Origin of the sequence: Trebonia sp. (assembly GCF_049794275.1) — a bacterium.
Classification (GTDB): domain Bacteria; phylum Actinomycetota; class Actinomycetes; order Streptosporangiales; family Streptosporangiaceae; genus Trebonia.
This window is the reverse complement of record NZ_JBARCR010000045.1, coordinates 1-3,313: the sequence shown is the minus strand read 5'-3', so window position 1 is coordinate 3,313 and position 3,313 is coordinate 1. Positions and strand designations below refer to the sequence as shown.

The following is a 3,313-nucleotide window of genomic DNA, read 5'->3' as shown; positions in this document are numbered from 1 at the left end:
GCACCAGGATCGTGATGGTCTCGGCGCGCAGCTCGACCGGGAGCTTCCTGGTCCAGTCGGCGATGGCCAGCGCCTGCGACTTGGAGATGTCCGCGCTGACGAGAGCGCCGGCCATGGCAGGCTGGTCACGCAGCAGCCGCATCCGCCGCACCTTGGTCCTGGCGTCCGGGCGGGTCATGTCGGTCATCGCCATCAGCCACGCGGCGGAGTTACCGTACCCGTCGCTGTCGTGCGCGTCAGCGGCGTCGAACCGGGCCAGCACCGACGCGTGCGCCGCGGTGAACTTCGCCTCGATCTCACCCAGCGACCGCAGCACGGTGCCGCACGCGGCAGGGTCCAGGTCCGCGGCACCCGGGCCGTTGAGGTAGTCCAGGCCGGCGTTCATCATCCGCAAAGCATCGGCGACGCCCATCTGGCCACCTCCTCCCGGTTATGCCGTAGTCAACCGCCTGCCTCTCATCGTCCGCGCCACTCTTGTGGCCTATTACTAGGCTAGCACAGGTGTTCTAGTTTATACAACTGATAGCACCAAGATATCGCCAGGAATTCTCGTCGCCGGAGTACACCGGGACGAGCTCAACGTGTGATGGATGACGTGTTGACGCCCGGGTCGCTCGGGTGCGGCGTCAGCGGCGTGGTCTGCACCGTCATCCAGGGGTCCAGCGGCAGCGAATCCAGCATCCGCGTCAGCTGGGCTTCGTCCTCGGCGCGCCACAGGCCTAGCGCGCGCCAGGCGCTGTCCTCCGACTGCAGGGCCCAGAGCCGGATCAGGTGACCTTGTGCACCGAACCCATGTGCGCTGTGTGCCTCACCTCGCGTGGCCTGTTCGACCACTTCGCGGGGAGTGCCGTCGGGGAAGACGACGGTGAACACCGTCAGGGATTCCGTGCCCGACGGACGGTCCCCGGCCGCCCGGTCACGCGGCGCGCCGGGGTCGTTGGGATGCGGTCCCAGCGGGGTGACCTCGTCGGTCCGCCACACGCGCAGCGGCATCGACGCGAGGACTCGCTGCAGCTCGTCGCCGTCGGCGGCGGCGAACAGGCCGAGCGTGCGCCACTCACCAGGCGCGAGCGGCGGCCGCCAGAGCCTGAGAATGTGTCCTTGCGCGGCGAGCTCGCGCGTGTGCGCGGCTTCGCGCGCCCGGACGTCGGCGACGGCTTCGTCCGGTGTCCCCGCCGGGACGTGAGTGGTCATGGTGACCAGGTACTCCATCATGCTCCTTGGCGGGTGAGCAGGTCGATGAGGGCAGCTACCATTTCCAGGTTCGGTGCGGGCACGCCGGTGAGGCGGGCTAGTTCGACGGGCGCCCTGAGCAGGGTGCCGGACTCCAGCGGCTTGCCCGCCTCGTAGTCCATCAGCATCGACGTCTTGTGGTCGCCTACCTTCGCGGCGCCCTCGAACCGGCGCTCGATCGAGATCTTCGGCGGGCTGCCGAGGCTGGCGGCGACCTCGGCCGCCTCCCGCATCATGGCCAGCACCAGCTCACGCGTGCCCGGGTGGGCGGCGATCTCGCCCATCGTCGCGCGGGTCAGGACGCTGATCGGGTTGAACGCCACGTTGCCGAGCAGCTTGAGCCAGATGTCGGAGCGCAGGTTCTTCTCGACCGGGCATTTCAGGCCGCCCGCGGTCATCGCCTGGCTGAACGCGGTGCAGCGGCCGGAGATCGTGCCGTCAGGCTCTCCGATGGAGAACCGGGTCCCCTCGACGTGCCGGATCACCCCTGGGGACTCGATCTCGGTCGAGCTGTAGACCACGCAGCCGATGGCGTGCGCGGGCGGGATCACGGCGGAGACCGCGCCGCCCGGGTCGACCGCCTCGACGCGGCGGCCCTCATAGGGGCCGGGCAGGCCATAGAAGTACCACCACGGGATGCCGTTCTGCGCGGCGACGACGCCGGTGCCGGGTCCCAGCAGCGGTTTCAGCAGCGGGCCCGCGTCGGCGTAGCTGTACGCCTTCAAGCCGAGGAACACGATATCGACCGGGCCGATCTCGCCGGGATCGGCCGTGGCGTGCGGCTTCGCGTGGAAGTCGCCGCGCGGGCTGAGCACGGTGACGCCGCGCTCCCGCATGGCCTCCAGGTGCTTGCCGCGCGCGATCAGGTGGACCTCCGCGCCGCCGCGGTCCAGTGCCGCGCCGACGTACGCGCCGATCGCCCCGGCGCCGACGACCGCGACCTTCACCGCGCCACCAGCCCCGCCAGGTTGCGCCGCTGCACCTTGCCCGTCGGTCCCTTCGGGATCTCCGGCAGGATCGTCACCAGCGCCGGGCGCTTGAAGGCGGCCAGGCGATCCGCGCAGTGCGCGGTGAGCTCCTTAGGCGTGGCCTCGCCCTGGAGCACGACAACGGCGCCCACTTGCTCGCCGTACTTCTCGTCGGGCATCGGGTACACCGCGGCCTCGGCGACCGCGGGATGGCTGAGCAGCGCCTCCTCGACCTCGTAGGGCGAGATCTTCTCTCCTGCCCGGTTGATGAGCTCCTTCACCCGGCCGACCAGCGTAAGGTAGCCGTCCGCGCTGAGCTTGCCGACGTCGCCGGTGCGGAACCAGCCGTCGCGGAACGAGGCCGCGGTCGCCGCCGGGTTGTCGAGATACTGGTCGACGACGGACGGGCCGCGCACCGCTACCTCGCCGTCCTCCCCGGCTGGCACCGGACGCCAGTCATCGTCGAGCGGGGTGATCTCGACGCCGGTCGCCCGCCCGACCGTGCCCGGCCGGCGTTCCGCGGGCGGCAGCGGGTTCGACGACATCTGATGGGCCGCCTCCGTCATCCCGTACGCCTCCACGAGCGGGGCGCCGATCGCGTCCTCGTAGCGCCGCCACAGGACCGTGGGCAACGGCGCCGAGCAGGAGCGGACGAACCTGAGGTTGTGCCTTGGCGCCCGGGGCAGTTCGCGGGCCCGCGTGAGCAGCCGCGCGTGGATGGTCGGGACCGCCGTGTACCAGGTCGCGCCGTGGCTGGCGACGTCGTCCCAGAACGTAGACGGCCGGAACCGTGGCAGCACGACAGTGCCGCCGGTCGACAGCGTGGCCAGCACCGTGGCGACCAGGCCGTGCACGTGGAACAGCGGCATGACGCACATCGTCACGTCGTCGCCGTGCAGGCCGTAGCCCCGTGCGATCACGCCCGTCGACGCGATGAGGTTACGCTGCCGGATCGGCACGGTCTTCGGCTTGCTGGTGGTGCCGCTGGTGTGCAGCAGCAGCGCCAGCGCGCCGGGGTCGCCGGCGTCCTCGACCGGCTCGCCGGCCTCGTCGTCGACCTGCAGGAGAGCGTCCCGCATGCCCATTGAGCTGGCGGCCACCTGGGTCTCGGC

The 3,313-nt window shown here is 70.8% G+C and carries 4 protein-coding genes; all 4 read right to left on the bottom strand.

Translation table 11 applies throughout. The features are described from left to right. Positions 1–412: hypothetical protein (locus WA805_RS01140; protein ID WP_425241441.1), on the bottom strand; the 412-nt coding region annotated here is incomplete at its 3' end. Positions 413–576: 164 nt separating this feature from the next. Then, on the bottom strand, positions 577–1,215 hold the full coding sequence (locus tag WA805_RS01135) for a muconolactone Delta-isomerase family protein (protein ID WP_425241440.1): 639 nt from the start codon (positions 1,213–1,215) through the stop codon (positions 577–579). Continuing rightward, on the bottom strand, positions 1,212–2,180 hold the full coding sequence (locus WA805_RS01130) for a ketopantoate reductase family protein (RefSeq protein ID WP_422275534.1): 969 nt from the start codon (positions 2,178–2,180) through the stop codon (positions 1,212–1,214). Before WA805_RS01130 ends, WA805_RS01135 begins: the two co-directional genes overlap by 4 nt. Continuing rightward, positions 2,177–3,313 (bottom strand): AMP-binding protein (locus WA805_RS01125; protein ID WP_425241439.1); only part of this gene is annotated, 1,137 nt, incomplete at its 5' end. The genes WA805_RS01125 and WA805_RS01130, both read right to left, overlap by 4 nt.